The sequence below is a fragment of the Moritella sp. F3 genome, assembly GCF_015082335.1.
Classification (GTDB): Bacteria; Pseudomonadota; Gammaproteobacteria; order Enterobacterales; family Moritellaceae; genus Moritella.
This window is the reverse complement of record NZ_BLRL01000008.1, coordinates 34,023-52,901: the sequence shown is the minus strand read 5'-3', so window position 1 is coordinate 52,901 and position 18,879 is coordinate 34,023. Positions and strand designations below refer to the sequence as shown.

Genomic DNA, 18,879 nt, shown 5'->3' with positions numbered 1-18,879 from the left:
ACCATGGATTTAGCATCAACACGTTTTGAAAAATGCATTAAGTGTACAATCTGCACTGTGTACTGCCCCGTAGCCAAAGCTAACCCCAACTACCCTGGACCAAAAGAATCGGGCCCTGATGGTGAGCGCCTCAGAATAAAAAGTCCTGAGTATTATGATGAAGCCTTAAAGCTGTGCACCAACTGCAAACGCTGTGAAACAGCCTGCCCTTCTAACGTTAATGTCGGCGATATTATCGCGGTTGCGCGGGGAAAATTTGAAAAGAAAAAACTTAACCCCAAATTAATGCGTGATTATATTTTAAGTCACACAGATTTATTCGGCTCACTATCAACACCCGTTGCCCCCTTAGTAAATAAAATTACAGATTCGAAAATCATCAAAACCATCATGGATAAAACGGTAGCGATTGATAAGCACAAATCATTACCTAAATATGCTTTTGGTTCGTTTCGTCATTGGTATAAGAAACAAGCTAATACTCAACTACAGTTCGAGCGCCAGATCAGTTATTTTCATGGCTGTTATGTTAACTATAACAACCCACAACTGGGCAAAGATTTAATAAAAGTACTCAATGCCATGAATATTGGCGTAAAGTTATTGAAGAAAGAAAAATGCTGTGGCGTACCGCTGATCGCTAATGGCTTTCACGATAAAGCCCGTAAGAATGCCGAATTTAATGTTCAACACATGACTGAAGCGGTAGAACAATTTAATACCCCGATTTTATCGACATCATCAACTTGTTCACTGACTTTAAAGCAAGAATACCCGCATGTATTAAAAGTAGATAACAGTAAGATTTCGAATAAGCTTGAGTTCATTACCTCATTTATATTACGTGAATTTATGAACGGTAATATGCCAGCATTAAAGCCGGTGAATAAAACCATTGTGTACCATACGCCGTGCCATCTCGAGCGCAGTGGCTTGGCTATTTTTACCATTGAATTGTTACGTACTATCCCAGGGTTAAATGTCATTGTACTTAACAGTGAATGTTGTGGTTCTGCTGGTACTTATGGCTTTAAGAAAGAAAACTATGATGTGTCGATGAAGATAGGTAAAGGCTTGTTTGAACAGATAAAACAGAGTGATGCTGACTTTGCGATCACCGATTGTGAAACCTGTAAATGGCAAATTGAAGAGAACAGTGACTTAGAAACTATCCATCCGGTCAGTTTATTAGCCCAGTGTCTAACTGACTAATGGAGTAAGATTTGCCTTATTCACTCAGTTATTAACGGAAAAATTGAGTATGATAATACATTATATTTTCTAATCCTGATGACAAATTTATTTCGCTATAAAGATAAATAATAATAGCTATAATGCAGTTAAAACGGAGGGTTAGAGATGAACAAATTAGATTATCTCTTTCTTATCGCACTTATATAAACTAATACTTATATAAATTAAACAGTGCTTAGATAAACTAATTAGAAAGGTAATTATTATGACAACTCAACTGGTCACCAACTTCATCACAACTATGCTAACAAAAGTTGTAGCATCTTACGGCCGCTCATTCGTAGAGCTGTATAACCGCGATAATAAGTTATGAAGATAATATCTGTCAGTAACGAGTCTATTCGATCGCTACTGACAGATGCATCTAACGATTAATCGTTAAATGAACGTACGATCCAAGCGCGGAATGTACGACCTTTCAATTTACCTTTACCAATCTTCTGCACAGCCGCTTTCGCCACTTTAGTATCAACAGCAACATAAGCACAGTTATCAAACAGTTGGATTTTACCCACTAGCTTACCATCAATACCGTCTTTACCCGTTAATGCACCAAGAATATCACCAGCACGTACTTTCTGCTTTTTACCACCATCAATACGGATACACTCCATAGGTGGCATCATTGGTGATTCATTTAGCACACTTGCAGGTGGTAATGCTTCAGGCGTGATCATACCAAAACGATCTTCTAGCTGTGCAACCTGGTAGCCTTCTTTATCATCAAATAAAGTACAAGCAAAACCTTTACTACCAGCACGGCCAGTACGGCCAATACGGTGAACATGTACCTCACTGTCGTGTGCAACGTTGAAATTAATTACCGCATCTAACGACTCAATATCCAGACCTCGAGACGCAACGTCAGTCGCAACAAGAATAGAAACACTCTTCGTTGCAAAACGCACTAACGCTTGATCGCGATCACGTTGCTCTAAGTCACCATGCAATGCAATGATGCTAAAGCCAAAGTGGCCTAATTCATCAGCAACATCTTGCACGTCTTTCTTGGTATTACAAAAGATAACCGTTGATTCAGGTTTGTGCTGTAGTAATAAGCCACGTACTGTATCTAAACGTTCACCAAAGTTTTTTACTTTATAGAAATGCTGTTTGATAGAGCTATCGTCATGTGTCGATGCGACTTCAACCATTTCTGGGTTCTTCATTATCTTCGATGCAATTGCTTCTATCTTTTTCGGGAACGTTGCACTGAATAATAGTGTTTGACGATCGCTTGGTGCTTTCTCAACAATTGCATCAAGTGCATCTTGGAAACCCATTTCTAGCATACGGTCAGCTTCATCAAGTACAAAAGTAGTTAGATTATCTAATCGTAACGTGCCTTTTGTTAAATGATCTAATACGCGACCAGGTGTACCAACAATGATATGTGCGCCGTGTTCTAATGAACCGATTTGTGGGCCAAATGGCATACCACCACACAGTGTTAATACTTTAATGTTGTGAATACCACGTGCAAGTTTACGAATTTCTTTCGCCACTTGATCAGCAAGCTCACGTGTAGGACAAAGCACTAATGTTTGAATACGGAAACGTTCTACATTTAAACGCTGCAGTAAACCTAAACCAAAGGCAGCTGTTTTACCTGAACCCGTTTTACCCTGACCAATCACATCTTTACCTTCAAGAATACTCGGTAAGCTTTGTGCTTGGATAGGTGTCATTTCGGTATAACCGAGAGTATCCAGATTAGAAACAAGTTCTGGACGTAAATTTAGAGAAGAGAAGTTAGTTTGGCTCACAGCACATACCTTTAATGAATAGGAGATAAAACAAAAAGGGCAAGCTCCGAAGAACATGCCCTTTATACTTAAACGTTTCGATTTATCATCAATTCATTTAAGTTAAACAATCTTAGTGACTATTAATTCAAAGAATTAAAGTACTACGATGTTTTCCGCTTGAGGACCTTTTTGGCCATCAGTAACGTTGAATTCAACTTTTTGGTTTTCTAAAAGTGTACGGAAACCGTCACTTTCGATAGCGCTGAAGTGAGCAAACACGTCAGGGCCGTTTTCTTGTTGAATGAAACCGAAACCTTTAGTTTCGTTGAACCATTTTACTGTACCCATGATTTTAGACATAATAGAATCCTATTTGTAATTATAAGTGGCAAATGCCGGGTGTTGCTGGAAGTGTTACTACTTACTTATGATCAAACAGGACGAGGTACTAAAAACTTCGAAATGGAATTCATTCATAAAACTAACCTTAAAGCTGCGGCTAATTATATAGACTTCCAATTTAGTGTCAACAAGGTTATTTCTAATAAAAGTAGATAAGTTAGCTATAATTATCTAGTTTGCACTTCATCAACCTATCATGTACCCTGCAGCACCGCTGTTATACTTAGCACTAGCGCATGCTCGTCGCGCAGAGTAGTTGCAGATAGTAGTAGCACATAAATAGCAATCACATAAATAAAGAGACACTATATGAGTTTTACCGACCTCGGTTTATCCGCTCCAATCCTAAAAGCTGTAGCAGAAAAAGGCTACGACACACCATCGGCAATTCAAGCGCAAGCGATTCCAGCTGTACTGTCAGGTAGGGATGTAATGGCTGCGGCACAAACAGGGACAGGTAAAACAGCTGGTTTTACTCTACCTATTTTAGAAAAACTAAGCCAAGGCCCACGCCCACGTGCTAATCAAGCACGTACGTTGATCTTAACGCCAACGCGTGAACTTGCAGCACAGATTGCAGAAAACGTTGAAGTATATAGTAAGCATTTGAACTTAACGTCAACAGTGGTATTTGGTGGCGTTAAAATTAACCCACAAATGGCGCGTCTACGTCGTGGTGTTGATATCTTAGTTGCGACTCCAGGTCGTTTACTCGATCTATATAACCAAAACGCAATTCGCTTTCACCAATTAGAAATATTGGTATTAGATGAAGCTGACCGCATGTTAGATATGGGTTTCTTGCGTGATATTCGTAAAGTACTTGCGGTATTACCAAGAAAACGCCAAAACTTACTATTCTCAGCAACGTTCTCTGATGATATTCGCCAGCTTGCTAAAGGCTTGATCAACGATCCCGTTGAAATTTCAGTAACACCACGTAACGCAGCGGCTAAATCAGTTGAACAATGGATGCACCCTGTTGATAAGAAGAAAAAACCACTGTTATTAACACATTTGATTAAAGAGAATAACTGGAAGCAAGTATTGGTATTTACCAAAACTAAACACGGTGCGAACAAATTAACTAAACACTTAGAAGAGCAAGGCATCAATGCTGCAGCAATTCACGGTAACAAGAGCCAAAGTGCACGTACTAAAGCACTAGCAAACTTCAAATCGGGTGAAGTAAGAGCACTTATTGCAACTGATATTGCCGCTCGTGGTATCGATATCGAACAACTACCACAAGTGGTTAACTTCGAATTACCAAACGTACCTGAAGATTATGTTCACCGTATTGGTCGTACAGGTCGTGCTGGCGCTGAAGGTACTGCAATCTCATTAGTTTGTCAGGACGAAATGAAAGAACTTGTTGCAATTGAGCAGTTAACCCAAAAACACCTTGAGCGTGTTGTTGTTGACGGTTTTGCACCAATGGATTCATTCCCGACTACACCGGGTATCCGTCCACCAAAAGCGAAAAAACCAAAGAAAGAGCATCAAGACGGTCAACGTTCAGCTGAAAATTCACGTGGCCACAAACCGGCAAGTAAAAACCGTCGTCACACAGGCCAACGTAGTGCAACAGCTCCAGCAGCAAACCCATCAGCGAATAAAGGCAACCGTCGTCGCCCTGCTGGTTCAACACCAAAGAGCAGCAGCAACGCGTAAGGATTTCTCTATAACAAGCACTAATGTAACTAAGTTCTTAGTACAACCAAGTGTTTGTTTATAGTAAATCAGCATTTGTCTATAAATGCTCCTATGCGCATTGTCTTTACATATGAAGACAATGCGCTTATTGCGCTGTTATCATTCATTACATCAACCACTCCAAATTACACATTCCCTTCAAGTTATCGCCAATAAATTTACATTTATTTAATCATTTTATCCGTGGTTAACATTATTATTCATGCGCTTATTTGTTAGTATATTCACTCATCATTAAAGAGCGAAGAGTAAATGAAATTACAACAGATAGACAAAGTGCGTTACCGTAAACATTTAAACATGGCGAGCGTCGTTGCGACTGCCGTTTTAATCTTTTTTGCCTTAGTTTATGGTCAAATTTTAATTCACTTTTTTGCCGCTGCCGATGGCAATAACTTTAAGCTCAATTTAGCGGGTGTAGTCTTCGGTGTCATCAGCTTACTCGTCGTATTTAACCTTGTACGTCGCCACCCTTATTTAATTGAAGTCATGTATGTTTGGGAGCTAAAACAAGCGAATAACAAGATTTACCGTAAGCTCCATCATATCAAAACAGCGTTAGCAAATAGCGATAATACCAATATAGACGCGATCACTATCCTGCATTACTATTACGCCGCATCGAAACAGCAATATAATCTAGATAACAACACATTGACAATGGAAGCTTTAACGGCAGATATAGCCAAGCTAGACAGTCTAATCACTGCACAGAACTTAACAATTTCCGTTGACGACTACAATTCAGACCTTTTAAAACAATTTTAATCGTATATTGATGAATATTAAAAAGCAGGCGCGGCTATAATTGCGCCTGTTTTTAGAATAAAACCTCGATAAATCCACCGAAGATCCGATTTTCATCACCTTAATCTAGATTAATTAAATAGAAATGAGAAAAAACAGCTTAAATGCTAGCTTATAGTCAGCTAGCTCTTTTTTGTTCTCAAAAAAACGTGATATACTCCGCGCGAATCTTTAAATAAATAAATTATAGAGAACATAATGGCTGATTTATCAAAATACAGAAATATCGGGATCTTCGCTCACGTTGATGCTGGTAAAACAACAACAACTGAACGTATCCTAAAACTTACTGGTCAAATTCACAAAACTGGTGAAGTACATGACGGCGAATCAACAACAGATTTCATGGAACAGGAAGCTGAGCGCGGTATTACTATCCAATCAGCAGCTGTAACTTGCTTCTGGAACAATCACCGTTTTAACGTTATTGATACTCCTGGACACGTTGATTTCACAGTTGAAGTTTACCGTTCACTTAAAGTACTTGACGGCGGTATCGGTGTATTTTGTGGTTCTGGTGGTGTTGAACCACAATCAGAAACTAACTGGCGTTATGCGAATGACTCAGAAGTTGCACGTATCATCTTCGTAAACAAATTAGACCGTATGGGTGCTGATTTTTACCGTGTTGTTAAGCAAACTCAAGACGTACTAGATGCTAACCCACTAGTTATGGTTCTACCAATCGGTATCGAAGACGATTTCGTTGGTGTTGTTGACCTTCTAACTCGTAAAGCATACGTTTGGGATGAAACTGGTCTTCCAGAAAACTACGAAATCACAGATGTTCCTGCGGACATGGCTGATAAAGTAGAAGAATACCGTGAAATGCTAGTTGAAACTGCTGTAGAGCAAGACGACGACCTAATGGAAGCTTACATGGAAGGTAACGAACCTTCTATTGAAGAAATCAAACGTTGTATCCGTAAAGGTACACGTACAATGGACTTCTTCCCAACTTACTGTGGTTCAGCATTCAAGAATAAAGGTATGCAACTAATTCTTGACGCTGTAGTAGATTACCTACCTAGCCCAACGGACGTTGATCCTCAACCGCTTACGGATGAAGAAGGCGAACCAACTGGTAAATTTGCACTTGTTTCAACTGAAGAAACTTTCAAAGCGCTAGCATTCAAAATCTCTGATGACCGTTTCGGTGCACTTACTTTCGTTCGTATCTACTCAGGTACACTGAAGAAAGGTGATACTATTCTTAACGCTGCTACAGGTAAAACTGAGCGTGTTGGTCGTATGTGTGAAATGCAAGCTGATGATCGTAACGAATTAACTAGCGCTCAAGCTGGTGACATCATTGCAATCGTAGGTATGAAAGGTAACGTTCAAACTGGTCACACTTTATGTGATCCGAAAGATCCAATCATCCTAGAAGCTATGGTATTCCCAGAACCAGTAATCTCTATCTCTGTAACACCAAAAGATAAAGGTTCTACTGAGAAAATGGGTATTGCGATCGGTAAAATGGTTGCTGAAGATCCAACTTTCAAAGTTGAAACTGACCAAGATTCAGGCGAAACAATCCTTTCTGGTATGGGTGAACTTCACCTAGACATTAAGGTTGATATCCTTAAGCGTACATACGGCGTTGATCTAGTTGTTGGTGCTCCTCAGGTTGCTTACCGTGAAACTATTACTCAAGCAATTGAAGATAGCTACACGCATAAGAAACAATCTGGTGGTAGTGGTCAATTCGGTAAGATCGATTACCGTATCAAGCCAGGCGAACCAGGTTCTGGTTTCGTATTCACATCAACTGTTGTTGGTGGTAACGTACCTAAAGAATTCTTCCCTGCTGTTGAGAAAGGTTTCAAGAGCTTGATGGAAACAGGTGTTCTAGCTGGCTTCCCAGTACTAGACGTTGAAATCGAATTATACGATGGTGGCTTCCACGCAGTGGATTCATCAGCAGTTGCATTCGAACTTGCTGGTCGTGGCGCATTCCGTCAGTCTATCCCGAAAGCTGGCGCACAGTTAATCGAACCAATCATGAAAGTTGACGTATTCACGCCAGACGATCACGTTGGTGACGTTATTGGTGACCTTAACCGTCGTCGTGGTATGATCGCTGGTCAAGACGCTGGTAACACTGGTGTTCGTATTAAAGCTGACGTACCTCTTTCAGAAATGTTTGGTTACATCGGTTCATTACGTACAATGACATCTGGTCGTGGTCAGTTCTCTATGGAGTTCTCACACTACAACCCTTGTCCAGCTAACGTTGCTGAAGGCGTTATCGCTAAAGTTAAAGAAGAAAACGCTAAAAAATAAGTAATTATTTTTAGTTAATCTTCTAACCCCAGTTATGCAAATAGCTGGGGTTATTTTTTGCCTGAAAAACCCCAAAACTCCGTGATTCTATTAAGACTTAACCCTAAAGCTTCAGTGTACATCTTCTAAATTACAGACAAAAAAAAGCACCAAGACCATCAAGCCTTAGTGCTATCTATTGTGCTATTAACTCACACTAACAACGTATTAACCGTTACTCAAAATGCCAGTAACCCAGGTTAACCCATTCAATCAATTGCTGACCAAATGCTTTATCTTTCATTAATACTTCAAGTTCTTTAGCAGACTGCTCCGTCGTGTTACATAGCGTTTGTACGCTTGCCGCAATACTCGCATCAAAGTCATAACGCTCGCCATCAATGAAGCAGCTCGTTGGCATTTCAGGGAAGTATAATGTCTTTAGACCATTCACTTTACGCAGATAAGATTCCATACCGATTTCATCAACAACGATCGCGTAATCGGCGATGTAACCACCTTCTGGTACAACTAAATCTAGCTCGTGTGCAGATTCACTGTAATGACGGCCAAGGAAATCATGCATGACGCTTTTATCAGCCATTAATGATGTCATGATGTCTGTTAAACCTTGCACTTCGCTTGCTTCGATTGAGCCATGTTCTGCACGTGGTTGTAATTTAGGGTCGCTATAACGAACAAACTCTTTTTCTTGTTGTAATAAGTAATCACCAAAATCGTTTAACAGTTCTTTTTGATCTTGCGCGCGGAAACCAACAGAGTAGTTAATCGCTTCGCCAACAGCATAACCTTCATGCGGTGCATAAGGTGGAATATATAAGATATCACCTGGTTCTAATACTGTATCAATCACCGCGTCAAACGCTTCACAGTGCTTCAATGCGCCGTTCGCTGCGAACTCTTGAGGATTCATATCCTGAGCACCAACACGCCAATGACGCTTGCCTAGGCCTTGAATAATGAATACACAATAACGGTCTACATGCGGACCTACGCCACCTGTATCAGTACTATAAGAAACCATTAAGTCATCAAAGCGCCAGCTTGGAATGAAGTTAAAGGTATTGGCTAATTCAGCCGAAGGTTCATGCCAATGGTTGATCGCTTGTACTAAGATAGCAGAACCATCTTGTTCCATACGTTCAAACTCAGTGAAAGGACCACATGCAGCCTGCCACTTGTCTTCTTCACGCCATACCATGCGCGATGTGATTTCTTCTTCCATTGCTAAACCAGCAATTTCATCCGGGCTAATCGGATCGACAAAATCCTTGAATCCCGCTTTAATCAACAGTGGTTTTTTCTGCCAATAATTTTGCATGAAATCATCAAGATCAAGATTTAATTTATACATATATAACCCGAATTAAAGAATAGAGCGCGTATCATAGGTATTTTCGCAATAATAGCAACAAAAAAAGCCCTATAGATATTATTGCTACAAGGCTATTTAAATTACTTTTGATTAGAAACAAAAGCTAAGCAGCTGCGGATACATAAGCATCAGGAAAGTAGACAGCCCTAATTAACTGAGATTTGATTTCATCGTTCAGTAATACATGCAATTCATACATGATGCTAATAATGCCACCACGCAAGTCATTCACTTTAGCAGCAAGTTGCGTCGCTGATAAACCATCCGTTACAAGTGCCGGATTGCTAACAAGTGCATGACACTCAGCCAATTGTGCAGTAAACAGCGTCCAAGACTTGTTGTTCATATCTAACGCTTTACCCGCTGTGAATATAGGTACCCATTGGCTGATTTTGTCTTCTAGAGATACGCTCTTGTTTGCATTATCAATGTCATAAGACTCGGCTTTAACCGATAAATATGACGTTAAAGAGTCGAACAACTTGGTAATGCACGCATAGTACGCTGCATAACACGCTGCGATGTCGGCATTGTTAATCGTTACGTCACGATATGCCAGCGCAGAGTCAAACTCACCTTGGTAATCGTTCACATTGAGAATGCCTTCCCCGCTGATGTAGACCTTGCTATCCATGGTATTCTCGACAAATGGCACCGTATAACCCCAGTTTCGGGTGTCTGAGACTAAACGCTTAAAGGGATATTTATTCTCCTCGAACCACTGCTCGATGATTTTATTTTTTAGGCCATCAGTCAACTCTCGATTTGAGTGATCGCTGTACTTCACCAGATCAAAAATTAGCTTCTTCGCTTGCTTCTCTGCAATGTTCACTCTTACTTTTAACACTCACAACTCCTCAATGCTGCTTAACGTATTTTTACCGACGTGCAGCTTGGTATTTTTGGATATTTCATCATAAACATTTTTGTCTGTGTTTAATTTAAAAAACCAGATAACAGATACTAAAAAACCCCGTGGATATTATATAAATAATTTCCGCGGGGCTGATTAACAAACACTAATAAGGCATTGCTATATAGGCAACTACCTGAACAAGTTAACGACTCAAGTTAAGCGTCACTGCACGAGCATCGCCTTCATTAAGCGTCACAATATTAGAGTTGATGTCATCTTCTTTCGTTGTCACATCTGAATCTTGAGAAAGCTTAGCGCTGACTTTAATCGATGGGAATTGCGACATCTTCATTTGCGCCATCATTGCATCACTATCAGATAAAGTGATCGTTAATGGGAACGTTGGGTCCATGATACGTTTAACTGCAAGCGGCGCTTTAGGGCCGGCAGCGGCTTTCACGTAAACATACAAGTAACCTTTCATTTCAGCTTGGTCAGCAGTAATCGTGATCGTCACTTGCTCATTACCCGTAACTACGTCACTTGTCGCAGTACTCGTTTCTGTACTTGTTGCAACAGGACGACTATCAACTGATGATTCCGCATGATTGGCAACAGGTGCAGAACCATTTTTCGCTGCAATCTGTTTTCGAGCGTATTCAATACTACCTTCAATCATTTGCAAACGATCTGGCTGACCAGCAAGTAACGGTAACATACGTTGCCATTGCTCAATTGCGCCAAGGTAATCTTGATTCTCTAACGCCATAAATGCAGACGTAGAAAGCACTTCAATATCACCTGGTTTTTCTTGTTTCAGCTCCATCAATATCTTACGTGCAAGATTATTCTTGTCAGGATCATCACTCAGCATTAATGCTTGTGCATAACCGGTCACGATTGATGTATTCATCGGCGCTAGTTTATAAGCACGATCCATCGCAATGAATGCTGCATTTGAATCACCCAAAGCAACGTTTAAGCGGCCCAGTAATAACCAACCAAATTCATTATCTGGTTCAGCGACCATCTTAGTCGTCAACGCCAGTTTAAAGTCAGAGATCTCTTGATCTGTGACTTTATCACCATCATTCATCACACGATTAGTGAGCTCTGGTAAGCGTGAATACACATCTTCCCAGTTTGCTACTTGGTCACGTGCACCCAACGTCAGATAAACAGACACAGAGAAAACAACTAAGAATACCACACCCGCAAGCCAGATGAATGGCGAGCTCGCAGTACTTACTTTTGCCGCTTTCTCGTCAACAACGTCATCCAATAGACCACGTTGCATTTCATCAATAAACTCTGCGCTTTTATCTAACAAACCTTGATCTTCATCGTCAGCTAACTCACTGATACGACTTTTATATAGGTCTTTGTTTAACTGGTCTCGTGTCGCACCAGTTAATTTGTTGTCACCCGTAACCGGGATAACAAATGCCAGCGCGGCAGCAATAACCAATACAATACTTACTATCCAAAATAACAACATGCTATTTCTCGCTATCCTTTAAAATTTTGGCCAAACGGGCTTTTTCCGCACTCGATAACTCTTCATCGCGATCATCAGCGGCAACGCTGACTTTACGACGACTGTTACGAACAATGATAAGACCACCAAATAATACAAACAAACCAGGGCCAACCCATAAAATGGCAGTGCCTAAGGTTACTGGCGGCTTATAAAGTACGAAGTTACCAAATCGATCAATCCAATAATCAACAATTTGGTCTTCTGTTTTACCTGCAACAACCATATGATATGTTTTTGTACGCATATCTTTTGCCAGTGACGCATTTGAATCAGCAAGGTTATTATTTTGACATTTAGGGCAACGTAGCTCTGCCGTTAATGTTCTAAACAATGCCTCTTGCTCAGCGTTATCAAAGTCATAAACATCAATAACAGCTGCGACATTGAAACTCAGCATAAAAGTCATTAATACGAATAATTTTCTCATGTTAAGTCCTTATTTAAGCTGCTCATAAACAGCTTTTAATTCACTATTCCAATTACGCGGATTAATGTCACCCACGTGCTTATATTGAATAATGCCTTTGCTGTCGATGAAGAAAGTTTCAGGTGCACCGTAAACACCGAGATCAAGCCCTAGCATACCATCAGGATCATAAAGACTGATCTTATATGGGTTATCTAACTCTTCTAGCCAGCGCAATGCTTTCGTACGCTCGTCTTTGTAATTCATGCCAACAATGTAAACACCGTCTTCAGCAAGTTCATTTAAGTATTTATGCTCGGCGTAACATGTTGGGCACCACGTAGCCCAGACATTTAACAACATAGGCTTGCCTGATAACACACTTTTATCATGTTGTAGTTCAGGTTCAACTAAATCGTTTAATGCAAACTCAGGTACTGGTCGACCGATAAAGGTCGACTCCAATACGGTAGCGTCACGAAATAAGCCGATGTAAAGGAAAATAGACACGCATAAAAATACAATTAAGGGTACTAGTCGTGTCATAAGCTGTTTCTTTTTTTTCACATCATTAGTCATTATGCTTATCCTAATTATTGCGCTTTCGCAGCACCTTTATTCACAAAACGATAACGGCGATCAGATACAGCGAGTAAACCACCAATCGACATAACTAAACCACCCCACCAGATAAAACGAATGAAGGGTTCGTAATAAATACGAACTGCCCACGAGTCATCAGCAAGTTGTTCGCCAAGTGCAATGTAAAGGTCACGCGTTACGCCCCAGTCAATTGCGGCTTCAGTCATTGGCATACTACGTTGTGCAAAGTAGCTGCGTTTTTCTGCATGCATAACAGTTTCAAACTTACCGTCTTTACTGATATTAAATACCGCTTTATAACCTTCGTAGTTCGAGCCATTAGCTTCACCAATGCGTTCGAATTCGAATAAGTAATCTGCAAAGACAACTTCATCTCCCGGTAGCATACGTAAGTCTTTTTCGATTTTGTAATTCTGGGTTGCAGAGATACCAATCAGCATCATTGCTAAACCAATGTGACCAAGTACCATAGCCCAATGACTACGACCTAATTTGGTTACACCCGTAGCAAAGCTATGACGATGCGAGGCACGAATATACACTTCTAACAAGCTGGTAATAATGACCCAGAATGCTAATGCAAAACCAACAACTGCAACAATTTTAATTTTATCCGCAAAGATTGCAGGTAGTGCTACCGCTAATACGATACTCGCTACAGCAATTACTGCTAACTGGATAAACAACGGACGTAAGTCAGCTTCTTGTTTCTTCCAACGTAATAACGGTGCAACGCCTAAGGCAATAGCAAACGGGATCATGATGTAGAAGAAGATATTATTAAAGAATGGTACACCGATTGAAATCGAGCCCATGCCTAACTCTTTATGTACTAGCGGTAACAAGGTACCAATTAATACAACGAGTAATGCTGCAATTAACAATACATTATTAATTAACAAGAAGGTTTCACGAGAAAATAGGCCGTATTTGCCACGACTCTTAATCTCTGAACCTTTCACTGCATAAAGTAGTAATGAACCACCAACAACCGCAATTAAGAAGGCTAAAATAAACAAACCACGTGCAGGATCTGAGGCAAACGCATGCACAGATACCAGTACGCCAGAACGAACTAAGAAGGTACCTAATAGACTCAAACTGAATGCTGAGATAGAAAGCAACACAGTCCATGATTTGAATACGCCACGTTTCTCACTAACCGCTAATGAGTGAATCAACGCCGTACCGGCAAGCCAAGGCATAAATGATGAGTTCTCTACTGGATCCCAGAACCACCAACCGCCCCAGCCGAGTTCATAATAAGCCCACCAACTACCGAGTGCGATACCAGCAGTTAAGAATACCCAAGCAACAAGTGTCCAAGGACGTGACCAACGCGCCCATGCCGAATCAAGACGACCAGCCATCAATGCAGCAATAGCAAAAGCAAACGCGACAGAGAAACCAACATAACCCATGTACAGCATTGGCGGATGGAAAATCAAACCAACGTCTTGCAGCAATGGATTTAAGTCATTACCGTCAAGGGGTAAATAAGGTAAGGTACGATCAAACGGATTCGACGTTAACAAGATAAACAAGTTAAAACCAATCGCGATCATCCCCATTACTGACAGTACGCGAGCGAGCGCAACCTTAGGAATACCACGGCTGAATACTGCAACGGCAGCAGTCCAAATCGCGAGGGTTAAAGACCACAATAGTAGAGAGCCTTCATGACCACCCCATACTGCAGATATTTTATATCGCAATGGTAATAATGAATTAGAATTAGTCGCGACATAACCGACAGAAAAGTCATCCGTCGCAAATGCGTAAGCCAATACTACAAATGACAACGTCATTAGTAAGAATTGCATAATGGCTAATGGTTTAGCGCTGTTAATCATACCTGGATGATTAATCTTTGCGCCTATCAGTGGATAAATTGCCAGCAAGAACGACAAAGCCGTTGCGACAATTAAACTAAAATGTCCAATCTCAGGGATCATTGTAAACTACCTTATTTGGTTTCGTTTCCGTATTCTGGTTTCATATGCTTAATACCTTTAATTGCTTCAGCAACTTCGGGTGGCATATATTCTTCATCATGTTTCGCAAGTACTTCAGATGCAGCAATCACATTCGCTGACTTTAATACACCCTGCGCCACAATACCTTGCCCTTCACGGAATAGATCTGGCAAGATACCTTCGTATTCTAATGTCACTAAGCCGCCTTGGTCATCGCTCAATACAAAACTAACCTTAAGATCGTCCATATTACGCTTAACGGTACCAGGCATAACTAAGCCACCAATACGTAAACGCTGACCAACCTCTGGTTTGATTTTATCTTCGCCTAAACCTTCAACAAGTTGGCTTGGTGTGTAAAATAAATCAATGTTCTGTTTTAAAGCATAAAGCACAAGGCCTGTCATGCTACCTAAGCCAATAATAATAACCAGCGCTATCGATAAGCGTTTTTTACGTCTGGGATTCACAGCGTATTCTCCATTTTTTCAGCAGCACGCATACGTTCAATACGCTGATGCTTATTTTTAATTTCATGAATGATTTGGCGACGTTTGACAATCGTAGTAATCGTTAATGAGCCTAATGTCAGCAGACTGAAAGCCACTGCTAGCCAGACATAAAAACCATAACCACCCATTGCTAGAAAAGCTGAAAAGCTATCAAATTGCATGTTACTTGTCCTCGATAAATAATTTTTTCACCCAAGGTCTATGCGACTCACGGGTAATTAATTCATTTCTAAAACGCATCAAAGTTAAGGTACCAAACAGTAAACCGAAGCCTAATAAGTTAATCAGTAAAGGCCACAGCATATCGGTATCCATTGACGGTTTATCGAATTTACTAATCGTGGCTTTTTGATGTAATGTGTTCCACCACTCCACAGAGTAATGAATAATTGGTAAGTTAATCACACCGACTAACGCAAGAATACCAGCAGCACGGCCAGCAAGCAGTTTGTCGCTAAACGCGCCATAAATAGCAATAACGCCAAGATATAAAAATAATAAGATAAGTTCAGATGTTAAACGTGCATCCCATACCCACCAAGCACCCCACATAGGCTTACCCCATACAGCACCCGTAAATAATGCAATTGCAGTAAAGACTGCGCCAATCGGTGCGATGGCAGCAACCGCCATATCAGCCATTTTTAACTGCCATACTAGACCAATAAACGCAGCAATTGCCATGCTTAAATAAGCCCCCATGGAGAGTGATGCAGCAGGTACGTGTAGATAGATGATTCGGAAGCTATCGCCTTGTTGATAATCAGCGGGCGCGAATACAAAGCCCCAAACCATGCCGATTGTTAGTGAGATAGCACTAAAAATTGCAAACCAAGGCAGCATTTTACCGGCTAGGTTATAACTTTTTTCTGGTTTTGCATAAGGATGCAGCCATTTCCACATAGTAAACTCTCTACATTAATAACGGCTCAATTATATGAACCTAAACAGTGATTGAAACTAACTTTACTTTTCTTTAATTAAAAGCTTTAACTAACAATTTAACTCAGACTAACTCGCAATGATGCAGCTATAGCAAACGGTGATAAAGTAACCGATGCAACCAACATAGCACCAAGTATAGCGACAGGGCCTGCATACGGCACTCCAAAGCTTGCTGCATCAATCGCACTCGTCGCAAAAATCAACACGGGAATAAATAACGGTAAAATCAATAAACTTAATAATACTCCCCCCTTACGTAAGCCAACTGTTAGCGCTACGCCAATAGCGCCGACAAAGCTAAGTACTGGGGTACCAAGTAACAAAGTAATAAACGTCGCCATAAAAGTATTTGCATCTAATGATAGAAACACGGCTAATAAAGGCGAAACAAGCAGAATTGGTACACCCGTTAATAGCCAATGCGCCACGACTTTCGCCGTCACAATTACGCCCAATGGCGTCGTTGTCAACATCAGTTGCTCTAATGAACCATCAAGGAAATCATCGCGAAACAAACGTTCCATAGATAAGAGCGCCGATAATAGTGCCGCAACCCAAATAACCCCTGGAGCGATGCGTAATAACAGGTTTGGCTCTGGTCCAATACCTAATGGGAAAAGCGTGATGACGATAATGAAAAACCACAGAGGGTTTAAAATATCTGATTTACGGCGAAAAGCGGTAATGAGTTCTCGTTTAATCACCTGCATAAAAACAGCAAACATATTAATACTCAGTTAAGTGTTGACGGGTTAATATGATCTTACGTAATCGCCCTGCTGAAAACTGTAGATCTTGATGCGTCGTTAATATTACGCTGCCACCATTGTCAGCATGTGCTAAGAATAAATTCTCTAATACTTTCACACCATTTTTATCAATCGCAGTAAACGGCTCATCTAAGATCCAGAGTTTCTGTTCAGATAACCACAAGCGTGCTAAGGCAATACGACGTTGCTGGCCAGCAGAAAGATGACAAGCAAGTTGGTCTTCATAACCAGCGAGGCCAACTTGTGCAAGCGCTTCCCAAATTTTATCTTTAGCGACGGGAGCGTGCATGGCATGGTAGAAAAATAGGTTTTCGAAAGCGGTCAACTCTGCTTTTACCCCAGGTAAATGACCAAGGTAGAGTAAATCTTGATGGTAACTTTCACGATCGTCTAAAGTATCAATGTTCTGCCAAAGAATATGGCCATCTGCAGGTGAAGAGAGTCCCGCTAATAAACGTAATAAGCTCGTTTTACCTACGCCGTTGGGGCCTTCAATTTGGATTATTTCACCTTTCGATACAGTGAAACTAAGATCAGAAAATAACACGGTATCTTCGCGTATACAGCTTAAATTAACGACTTCTAACATATTTTTTTATACTTCCAGCATCAACCTGTAAGAATATTAACATATTCCAGCTTTAAGCATAATTAAGCAACATCAATTAAGCGGTCAATTATTAGGATTAAATGTTATTTTTTATGGAAATTAAGTAATAATTCGGCTTCAGCACGTGGTAGTTCGCACTCACGCATAATCTCTTCTAGCGTAGCGCCAAGTTCAACCAACTTGACCGCCCTAGTATAAAATCGACTATCAGGGTCTTGTTGATCTTGTGTCGTCATCTCTTCTTTCATTTCGTCTTGTTGGAATTTAGTTTGCTGTAATTCCGATGCGACACCTTGGATTGCGCCCCCAAGGTTAATATTAGAGGTGCTCAGTTCAATGAGTCGCTTTTGCAGAGAGTCTCTTGATTTGGACAAATCTTTGAGTAATAAACTATGCGTTGCCTGTAATTTAGTTAACTTACGAAATAATACAGCGCAACCAATCACCGCAGCAATCGCGACCGTGAGCGCAGCACCAGACAAAATTAAAGCAAGCATATTGAATCCTTCAATAAAATAGCAATTAAAAAAAGCACTGTAACAATCATTACAGTGCTTTTCTAGATAGAAAGAGTGATTAAGCTTATAAACCGCTTAATTCGTCCCATTCATCATCACTTAAAAACTTATTCAAATCAACAAGGATAAGTAACTCACCTTCGCGGTTTGATACACCTTGGATAAACTTAGCGCTTTCATCAGTGCCTACATTTGGTGCCATATCAATTTCTGAAGAACGTAGATATACCACTTCTGCAACGCCATCAACTAGAATACCGATCACTTGCTTTTCAGCTTCAATGATAACGATACGTGAATTTTCACTCACTTCTGATGGCATTAAACCAAAACGTACACGTGTATCAATCACTGTCACGACATTGCCGCGTAAATTAATGATACCGATCACGTAGTTTGGCGCGCCCGGTACAGGAGCAATTTCGGTATAACGTAATACTTCTTGAACTTGCATTACGTTAACGCCGTAGACTTCATTCTCTAACTTGAATGTAACCCATTGCAGTACTTCATCTTCAGCTACATTTTCCACTAGGTTTCGAGACTGACTCATGT

Annotated in this window: 19 protein-coding genes; 4 read left to right on the top strand and 15 right to left on the bottom strand. The window is 40.5% G+C overall.

The features are described 5' to 3' along the window. Positions 1-3: 3 nt before the first annotated feature. Positions 4-1,212, top strand: a complete 1,209-nt coding sequence (gene glpC, locus JFU56_RS14325) for an anaerobic glycerol-3-phosphate dehydrogenase subunit GlpC (RefSeq protein ID WP_198437970.1) — start codon at positions 4-6, stop codon at positions 1,210-1,212. 413 nt (positions 1,213-1,625) lie between these two features. On the opposite strand, the gene dbpA is transcribed toward glpC, so the two are convergent. Together dbpA and JFU56_RS14315 are read right to left on the bottom strand one after the other, a co-directional pair. Then, complete coding sequence (gene dbpA / locus JFU56_RS14320) at positions 1,626-3,020, bottom strand: ATP-dependent RNA helicase DbpA (protein ID WP_198437969.1); 1,395 nt, start codon at positions 3,018-3,020, stop codon at positions 1,626-1,628. Between the two features lie 135 nt (positions 3,021-3,155). Continuing rightward, entirely contained in the window at positions 3,156-3,362 is a 207-nt protein-coding gene (locus tag JFU56_RS14315) for a cold-shock protein (protein WP_019441932.1), read from the bottom strand. 351 nt (positions 3,363-3,713) lie between these two features. Here JFU56_RS14315 and JFU56_RS14310 point away from each other — a divergent pair, with 351 nt between their 5' ends. The 3 genes from JFU56_RS14310 (at position 3,714) to fusA (ending at position 8,213) form a co-directional block, all read left to right on the top strand. Next, a complete protein-coding gene (locus JFU56_RS14310; RefSeq protein ID WP_198437968.1) occupies positions 3,714-5,078 on the top strand; it encodes a DEAD/DEAH box helicase in 1,365 nt (454 codons plus the stop codon). 294 nt (positions 5,079-5,372) lie between these two features. After that, positions 5,373-5,888: a DUF3087 family protein gene (locus JFU56_RS14305; protein ID WP_198437967.1), complete on the top strand. Its 516-nt coding sequence runs from the start codon at positions 5,373-5,375 to the stop codon at positions 5,886-5,888. Positions 5,889-6,125: 237 nt separating this feature from the next. Further along, positions 6,126-8,213, top strand: coding sequence for an elongation factor G (fusA, locus tag JFU56_RS14300; RefSeq protein WP_198437966.1), 2,088 nt, complete (start codon positions 6,126-6,128; stop codon positions 8,211-8,213). A gap of 214 nt (positions 8,214-8,427) precedes the next feature. Here fusA and JFU56_RS14295 read toward each other — a convergent pair whose 3' ends face one another. From JFU56_RS14295 to JFU56_RS14235, 13 genes are all read right to left on the bottom strand, one after another. Next, entirely contained in the window at positions 8,428-9,567 is a 1,140-nt protein-coding gene (locus JFU56_RS14295; RefSeq protein WP_198437965.1) for a cupin domain-containing protein, read from the bottom strand. Between the two features lie 124 nt (positions 9,568-9,691). Further along, positions 9,692-10,435 carry a hypothetical protein gene (locus JFU56_RS14290; protein ID WP_198437964.1) on the bottom strand — a complete coding sequence of 248 codons (744 nt, stop codon included), beginning with the start codon at positions 10,433-10,435 and terminating at the stop codon, positions 9,692-9,694. Between the two features lie 211 nt (positions 10,436-10,646). Then, positions 10,647-11,942: a c-type cytochrome biogenesis protein CcmI gene (ccmI, locus tag JFU56_RS14285; RefSeq protein ID WP_198437963.1), complete on the bottom strand. Its 1,296-nt coding sequence runs from the start codon at positions 11,940-11,942 to the stop codon at positions 10,647-10,649. Between the two features lies 1 nt (position 11,943). Beyond that, the gene (locus JFU56_RS14280; protein ID WP_198437962.1) at positions 11,944-12,411 is read right to left on the bottom strand and encodes a cytochrome c-type biogenesis protein; all 468 of its coding nucleotides are present in this window, start codon (positions 12,409-12,411) and stop codon (positions 11,944-11,946) included. 9 nt (positions 12,412-12,420) lie between these two features. Next, positions 12,421-12,969 carry a DsbE family thiol:disulfide interchange protein gene (locus tag JFU56_RS14275; RefSeq protein ID WP_198437961.1) on the bottom strand — a complete coding sequence of 183 codons (549 nt, stop codon included), beginning with the start codon at positions 12,967-12,969 and terminating at the stop codon, positions 12,421-12,423. A gap of 14 nt (positions 12,970-12,983) precedes the next feature. Next, positions 12,984-14,948, bottom strand: coding sequence for a heme lyase CcmF/NrfE family subunit (locus JFU56_RS14270; protein WP_198437960.1), 1,965 nt, complete (start codon positions 14,946-14,948; stop codon positions 12,984-12,986). Positions 14,949-14,959: 11 nt separating this feature from the next. Beyond that, the gene (ccmE, locus tag JFU56_RS14265; RefSeq protein ID WP_198437959.1) at positions 14,960-15,439 is read right to left on the bottom strand and encodes a cytochrome c maturation protein CcmE; all 480 of its coding nucleotides are present in this window, start codon (positions 15,437-15,439) and stop codon (positions 14,960-14,962) included. Then, positions 15,436-15,642 (bottom strand): heme exporter protein CcmD, encoded by a 207-nt coding sequence (gene ccmD / locus JFU56_RS14260; RefSeq protein ID WP_198437958.1) that lies wholly within the window; start codon positions 15,640-15,642, stop codon positions 15,436-15,438. Before ccmD ends, ccmE begins: the two co-directional genes overlap by 4 nt. Position 15,643: 1 nt before the next feature. After that, on the bottom strand, positions 15,644-16,384 hold the full coding sequence (locus JFU56_RS14255; RefSeq protein WP_198437957.1) for a heme ABC transporter permease: 741 nt from the start codon (positions 16,382-16,384) through the stop codon (positions 15,644-15,646). Positions 16,385-16,482: 98 nt separating this feature from the next. Then, positions 16,483-17,151 (bottom strand): heme exporter protein CcmB, encoded by a 669-nt coding sequence (gene ccmB / locus JFU56_RS14250; RefSeq protein WP_198437956.1) that lies wholly within the window; start codon positions 17,149-17,151, stop codon positions 16,483-16,485. 1 nt (position 17,152) lies between these two features. Further along, positions 17,153-17,785 carry a cytochrome c biogenesis heme-transporting ATPase CcmA gene (gene ccmA, locus JFU56_RS14245; RefSeq protein ID WP_198437955.1) on the bottom strand — a complete coding sequence of 211 codons (633 nt, stop codon included), beginning with the start codon at positions 17,783-17,785 and terminating at the stop codon, positions 17,153-17,155. A 104-nt stretch (positions 17,786-17,889) separates the two neighbouring features. Beyond that, entirely contained in the window at positions 17,890-18,303 is a 414-nt protein-coding gene (locus JFU56_RS14240) for a DUF2802 domain-containing protein (RefSeq protein ID WP_198437954.1), read from the bottom strand. 85 nt (positions 18,304-18,388) lie between these two features. Next, positions 18,389-18,877 carry a chemotaxis protein CheW gene (locus tag JFU56_RS14235; RefSeq protein WP_198437953.1) on the bottom strand — a complete coding sequence of 163 codons (489 nt, stop codon included), beginning with the start codon at positions 18,875-18,877 and terminating at the stop codon, positions 18,389-18,391. Positions 18,878-18,879 lie beyond the last annotated feature (2 nt).

What these genes read in the sequence shown, in the direction of transcription:
- glpC (WP_198437970.1), top strand. Translation starts at nt 4, where the DNA reads ATGGATTTAGCATCAACACGTTTTGAAAAATGCATTAAGTGTACAATC.
- JFU56_RS14315 (WP_019441932.1), bottom strand. Translation starts at nt 3,362, where the DNA reads ATGTCTAAAATCATGGGTACAGTAAAATGGTTCAACGAAACTAAAGGT.
- JFU56_RS14310 (WP_198437968.1), top strand. Translation starts at nt 3,714, where the DNA reads ATGAGTTTTACCGACCTCGGTTTATCCGCTCCAATCCTAAAAGCTGTA.
- JFU56_RS14305 (WP_198437967.1), top strand. Translation starts at nt 5,373, where the DNA reads ATGAAATTACAACAGATAGACAAAGTGCGTTACCGTAAACATTTAAAC.
- fusA (WP_198437966.1), top strand. Translation starts at nt 6,126, where the DNA reads ATGGCTGATTTATCAAAATACAGAAATATCGGGATCTTCGCTCACGTT.
- JFU56_RS14295 (WP_198437965.1), bottom strand. Translation starts at nt 9,567, where the DNA reads ATGTATAAATTAAATCTTGATCTTGATGATTTCATGCAAAATTATTGG.
- ccmI (WP_198437963.1), bottom strand. Translation starts at nt 11,942, where the DNA reads ATGTTGTTATTTTGGATAGTAAGTATTGTATTGGTTATTGCTGCCGCG.
- JFU56_RS14280 (WP_198437962.1), bottom strand. Translation starts at nt 12,411, where the DNA reads ATGAGAAAATTATTCGTATTAATGACTTTTATGCTGAGTTTCAATGTC.
- JFU56_RS14275 (WP_198437961.1), bottom strand. Translation starts at nt 12,969, where the DNA reads ATGACTAATGATGTGAAAAAAAAGAAACAGCTTATGACACGACTAGTA.
- JFU56_RS14270 (WP_198437960.1), bottom strand. Translation starts at nt 14,948, where the DNA reads ATGATCCCTGAGATTGGACATTTTAGTTTAATTGTCGCAACGGCTTTG.
- ccmD (WP_198437958.1), bottom strand. Translation starts at nt 15,642, where the DNA reads ATGCAATTTGATAGCTTTTCAGCTTTTCTAGCAATGGGTGGTTATGGT.
- JFU56_RS14255 (WP_198437957.1), bottom strand. Translation starts at nt 16,384, where the DNA reads ATGTGGAAATGGCTGCATCCTTATGCAAAACCAGAAAAAAGTTATAAC.
- ccmB (WP_198437956.1), bottom strand. Translation starts at nt 17,151, where the DNA reads ATGTTTGCTGTTTTTATGCAGGTGATTAAACGAGAACTCATTACCGCT.
- ccmA (WP_198437955.1), bottom strand. Translation starts at nt 17,785, where the DNA reads ATGTTAGAAGTCGTTAATTTAAGCTGTATACGCGAAGATACCGTGTTA.
- JFU56_RS14240 (WP_198437954.1), bottom strand. Translation starts at nt 18,303, where the DNA reads ATGCTTGCTTTAATTTTGTCTGGTGCTGCGCTCACGGTCGCGATTGCT.
- JFU56_RS14235 (WP_198437953.1), bottom strand. Translation starts at nt 18,877, where the DNA reads ATGAGTCAGTCTCGAAACCTAGTGGAAAATGTAGCTGAAGATGAAGTA.